Raw genomic sequence first — 5,630 nt, forward strand, 5'->3', positions numbered from 1 at the left:
TGGGATTATGGGGCGCATACGTTTAATGCGTTCTAGAGCCGCTTCTAATGCCAATAGTGTGTTTTCGCTCTTGTTCATAAGTTAGCTACCTTCAAATCAAGTTCAAAAGGAACAAAGGGCATATCAAAGTCAGCCATGACCTTCTCTGCGGCTCTTATTTGAGTGACATAGTGGCTATGTTCACTTACCGAAATTTCTTCTCCAGATTCTATATAAGCAACTAGACTACGGTGCTTTTTCTGCCACCACTTAGCCTGTTGCTCGTCAATGATGCTACTGGAAGAGCCGCAATCTACGCAGAACTGTGGTGCCACAACACCGTTCATATCGCAGTTGTAGCCATTTTTACAATAGCTGTGCAATGAGCCGTGCAGTGTTAGCTTGCCGTCCTTAACCGCCCTATAGATAACCTCCCAAGAGCTATAGATACTCGGTATTTCGCCGCGCATTTTCATGATTGCTTTACCGTGAGTTCCCGCGAGCTTTTCGTCCGAATGCCACTGCTTAAAAATCCTGTTCGCCGTTGATTCTGCATTGATGTCATTGAGCAGGTTTTTTACCTTTTCGTCTACCATTAAGTCCCGATAGCTGGCCAGCTTTCCGCCATTGGTGTACCACTCAGTCATGGCTAAATACAGGTGTTTAAACTGCTGCTTCAGTGCGACTAAGGTGCCAAAACGATTCTTAATACAATAAAACGCCAGTGTGCGCCTGAACTGGTGTGAGGTTAAAGGCCAAGGCTGGCCAACAGTCACCGATGCTTTTATTTTGTCCAATGAGCGCGGGTTTGACTCAAGGCATTCCTGATAATCATCCTCGCTGACCACCATGTCTAATTGCTTGCAAAAGCGTTGCAAGCGGGCATTCCAGTTATTAATCAACACTGGTGGCTTTGAGCGAGCGGTGTGATTTATCCAGAGTGACCCCGTGTACTTGGGATCAGGATAAACGGCTTCTGAGCGCCAGCGCTCGGTGAGAGTGGAGATCAGTTCAATAGCGTTTTTGGAAGATACGGCGGTGACCCAGGTTTCGCGTTTTTCGCCCAGTTTAAAGGTGTGCGATTGCAGCATGTGGTAGTCACGTCCTTCAAAGGTGTCCTTGTAATAACTGTCAGGAGTGAGCTTGTCTAGTTCGGAGTCTCGCATGCCACTGAATCCTCCACACACGATATAGCTACTGGTAATCAGTTGCCCAAGGTAACGTTTGAAATCAGCTCCGTTGTTTAACATAACATTCGGCAGTTTTTCGGCTAATGGTGCAATGATGTCGAGAACGGAGTGGGGCTGATTCTCTTGCAGTGCCGATCCATATTTGTGGTAATCAATATCGCCATCAGTTTTCAAAAATGTGAACCTAGCTCCTTGGGTAACCTTTTCATCGAGGGTACGTTTACCTTCAAGGTAATTATCTTGTAGAGCATTTTCGGTTTGGGCAATTAACGTCCTAAATGGAAGGGCTTCTTCGATAAAATCAATCGCTTTACCGTAAATCGCATCACATAAGCGTTCAGGGATCACCAGCGTTTGTTGCTGTTGTCGGTCACAGAGTTTTTTTGCCTCAACTGATGCCTTAAACGGCGCAGTAAAGCCTAGAGCTAATTGATGCCATGATGCGAACTCGATAGCTTTGTTGATAGCAATAAAACACAGTTCGATGGAGCTCTGTGAGTATTCCTTATCGACAAGATACGCGGTAAACGCCTGCCACTGGCTCGGTGCTGATAGTGCTGCCAGAGAGGTGAGATTGTTAAAAGCAAGGAAACGGTAGGCGATTTTTAGATTTGCTACACGGGTACGAACGCTAGGGAAACTGGCGGCTTTTCGTTGTTTCGGACTTTTATTAAACAGCCAACCAAAGGTGAGCAGTTTTAGCTCCCGCTGTAGCGTTGACGCCTGTTCAAACTCTGTGAATCGGATGTTGTTGTTTGCTTTTTTTCGTGAGAACGGAAAGCAATCCCAATCGCAATCGCTAAAGGTGGCCGTGACCGCCCCCGCTGTGTCTTTACAAATGATGACGGCATCCAGTTCGTCAAAACGTTGCTCTTGATACAGCCTAGCCACATCAGTATCGTGGATTTTGTGCTGTGCTGGAAAGTTGGCTTCATACAGATGGTCGGTTTGCATTATTTCATCTCCATATCGGCGCGAGGGATGAGGTTGAGGATGGAATCGGCTTCTCCCCACGCAGGATGCAGGCCATCGTCATCCAGACGTGTCTCGGCTTGTTTGAATACCTTGGCATGGAGGTTGGGTAGTATTTTCTGGTCGATGAAGGAAATAATCGCTTCGAAGTTGTTGCGGTAATGACTGGCATCCAGATGCAGATATAGCGATTCTTCGATACATGCTTTGAACGAGAGCAGGCACCAGATATCAGCCACCGACTGAACAATCACCTGTTCGGGGCAACCAAAGCAAGCTAACAGATCGGCGCAGGCTAATCGCTCCCCCTCTTTGGCTAATCCGTGGCGTCGGGCTTGTATGGTATATTTCTTTGACTTTTCACCAAACGGATTGCTACAGCTTGACCCGCTTGATGTTCGGCTGAGGTTGGGCAGTTTGATGCTGTTTTCTTGTTCAATAACCAGAACATCAATTGCCAGGTTCTGCCTCGCTTGCTGGGTGGTCACCCTGCTTTTTACCTGCTCTTCTCTTATCGCCATGGCATCTTGTAGCATGCCATTATTGGTTGTTTTATTGCCTTCACTGTAATGCTTCTTGCGAGTGTTGGGCGTGTTGTTCAGCATGATGTCGTTCGCCATGTCACCCTGATGGAACGCGGTTAACTGGGCACCGGTTTCGCGAAAGCGGCTTATCACCGGACGCAATCGACGACTCGTTTGGTCAGTAAATGAAAAGTGTTTTTCCATCCAGTCTGCAAAGGCACGGAGTGTAGAAGGATTGATTGGCTGTACCTTATTGGTAACGATCGTTTGCAGCAAGGTGGCATGGTCACCCGTATCAATCAGCATAGATGCTTCACGTAACTTATCGAAAAATTCCAAGGCGTATTTGGGAATATCCAACTCATGGCCACACATTTCCACCTGAATCGTTTTAAATGCGCGGCGTTTAAAGGCAGGCATGGTGTACCATACCTCGCCCAGTGTGGTTGAAGAATTGTCAGGGTGGCTGAGTTGCAACAAGTTTCCGGTATTGCTATGGGTGTAATAGGCTAGCAGGAACGTCCCTGCGCACATCATCTTGCTTACACCACCACACAAGTGGTATTGCACACCCTGCCAGTGAAAGGTCATGGTGTGCACGTTCTTGTAGGCATCAAAATGTTTTTCTGGGAATGCAATAAATTGCTTGTGCGTCTGCTTAAAGACTTGTCGGAAAAACGGAAGCAGTTGATTTAAATCGCTACGGGTGTAAGCTTCGTAGGGTTCGGTATCGCTGCAACCTCTGACCACCACGTTATCAAAATAGTGAAACGACAAGTCAAGATATTTGATAAACAGGATACTCATTTGCCCGCGTATCTGCGCGTAGGTCGAGCTTTTCATCAACCCCAACATTACTCGGTCATTATGGTGAGACATATAGCCTTCAATAGAGCATTGGGTGAATGCGTTGACACTCTGCTTATCGCACCACCTGAGATATAAGGATGTGGTAGAAAAGATCTTGTACAGGGAGTGATGGCTGCCGCCTTCTTCAATAGCTTTATCGAAACTCTGTTTTAACTGAAGAATAACGCCCTCTCGGTCAGCATCTTCAAATTGTCCGCCCTGTTGCAATAACTGCGTAGAGGGAAAGTGCTTGACCAGAAAACGGTTAAAGTCCGCTTTTTGAATGCCATATATGTCTAATTGAATACACAGCTCTGGCTGCCAACCGCTGAGATATTCCACTTTATTCATTTTCACCTCCCTGTTCGTCATGTAATGCGCTGTGCATGATGTTATCGAGGATGCCAAACTTGACCTTGAAAGCCTTTTTCCGTCTTAGAAAGCGCAAATACTTCCAGGTGGTCGATTCATTTTTATGTCCCATCCACGCCATCAACAGTTCCATACACTCAAGATCAAGGAGTCCGGCTTCGAGTAGGTCGCTGAGGCGGTAAGTGCCATAGGTCGAGCGAAAATCGTGGAAACGGTGGGTGAAGGTAGAGTGCGACTTTTTAATTACGCTGCGTAACTCTGACCACCTTGCTTCGATTGATTTTGCGGTTACCGGATTACCTTGTTCACTGACAAACAGAGGTTCGTGGCGCTCACAGCGCTCCAGCGCATCAACAGCTTCCTGTTTTAGCCCTAATGCCACTTCAAATAAATTATCCAATTTATTATTGAGCTTTTTCACACGCTGTAAGCGCCGTTCGGAGATGCGGTAATCATCTAACTGAGTTAATAATTCGGCTGATATTTCAATGGTTCTTCGCTTGGCATATTTGGTTTGAACACCATTCAATTGCGGTGAAATTGTCAGTTCATAGCGGTGCTTACTTTCAGCAAGTCGTATAGCAGTCTTTAATACATCAAGGGATAGTGTGGCGACTTCGTTGATCCGCATTCCGGTATCAATTGAAAGCAGCACTTGAAGGCGTAGTTCAATGGATGCTTGAGGCAGATACGAGGTCAGTATGCCCAGCGAATCATTACTCAGGGGTTTGAGCGGCCTTATGTTCTTGCTGCTACTGTCCCTCGGCACTTTAATTCGTAGATCACTTGTCTGCACGGTGAATGTTGGAGATATGTGGGCCAGCATCCCTGTGCTTTGCACAGAAACATACTCCATCTTAAACGGCGCTTCTTTTTCGCTTTTGACTATCAGGTAGCCTTCATACATCAACCACTTATAGTAGCTAACGATTTGGTTCATCCGAACGCTGGCGGTTGAGTGAGCTAATTCCCCGCTTTTGATCTGCTTAAGCAGATGTGAGCGAAAGAGGTAGGTTGGCTTTAAGCGTTTAACAGGCGGGAAGTAATCCCAACGGAGGTTGTTATCTTCTAAAAACTGATAAAAGGCTTGGAGAGCTTGGGCGCAAGGCGATAAGTCTTTGGCTTGCTTAATGGTCTTCTGATAGAAGAAGTAGCTATTGGCTTCGTGATTAAAGTCTCCTTCTTTGGTAAACAACGTGGGTAAAGAACCAATATTGTCTTTAAGTGGGGAGCAATGGAACAAGCCATCACTATTCGATATCAACTCCGTTTCTTTAAAAACATCATCTGAATGTATAAGAACCGACATAAATCCCTCTCAATACCCACTGTCTATACATACAGAATAGCCAGCGGGTGATTATTTTCCAGAGTTATTTATGTGTGTAAGATGCTTTTCCTACACTAACCTGTCATTGTAACAAACTTTATTATCTCTACAACCGTGCTTTCACGAACGGACTAGCCTGTCTCATTTGTAGGCGTTGTTCGAAGAAGATCGGCTGGTTTTTGCACCAGACGCAATATCAGGAAAATCTTCTTGCCCCTATATTACTCAAGCGAATGCGTCTGCATATCAAATGCTTGGTTCTTTGTACTTACCCTTTGATATCCAAAAATCATAAAAAGTTCGCGCTATCCTTCTGCTTTTTGTTTACTCGAAGATTGAACATAGCAACGGCTTTTTCATGCTTATCACTTTTAGCTCAAAGCATGTGATTCGATAGTAAGCGCCCCATGATCC

At 45.7% G+C, this 5,630-nt stretch carries 3 protein-coding genes; all 3 read right to left on the minus strand.

The window, feature by feature from the left end; translation table 11 throughout:
* Positions 1-74 precede the first annotated feature (74 nt).
* The 3 genes from PL85_RS16350 to PL85_RS16360 are packed head-to-tail and all read right to left on the minus strand — an operon-like array spanning position 75 to position 5,195.
* Positions 75-2,123, minus strand: a complete 2,049-nt coding sequence (locus tag PL85_RS16350; protein WP_115339391.1) for a hypothetical protein — start codon at positions 2,121-2,123, stop codon at positions 75-77.
* A complete protein-coding gene (locus PL85_RS16355; protein ID WP_115339390.1) occupies positions 2,123-3,865 on the minus strand; it encodes a hypothetical protein in 1,743 nt (580 codons plus the stop codon). Before PL85_RS16355 ends, PL85_RS16350 begins: the two co-directional genes overlap by 1 nt.
* Positions 3,858-5,195, minus strand: coding sequence for a tyrosine-type recombinase/integrase (locus PL85_RS16360; protein WP_115339389.1), 1,338 nt, complete (start codon positions 5,193-5,195; stop codon positions 3,858-3,860). The genes PL85_RS16355 and PL85_RS16360 overlap by 8 nt, the downstream gene beginning before the upstream one ends.
* Positions 5,196-5,630: the final 435 nt, after the last annotated feature.

Source organism: Vibrio anguillarum, from assembly GCF_001989995.2.
Taxonomy (GTDB): domain Bacteria; phylum Pseudomonadota; class Gammaproteobacteria; order Enterobacterales; family Vibrionaceae; genus Vibrio; species Vibrio anguillarum.

What these genes read in the sequence shown, in the direction of transcription:
- PL85_RS16360 (WP_115339389.1), bottom strand. Translation starts at nt 5,195, where the DNA reads ATGTCGGTTCTTATACATTCAGATGATGTTTTTAAAGAAACGGAGTTG.
- PL85_RS16355 (WP_115339390.1), bottom strand. Translation starts at nt 3,865, where the DNA reads ATGAATAAAGTGGAATATCTCAGCGGTTGGCAGCCAGAGCTGTGTATT.
- PL85_RS16350 (WP_115339391.1), bottom strand. Translation starts at nt 2,123, where the DNA reads ATGCAAACCGACCATCTGTATGAAGCCAACTTTCCAGCACAGCACAAA.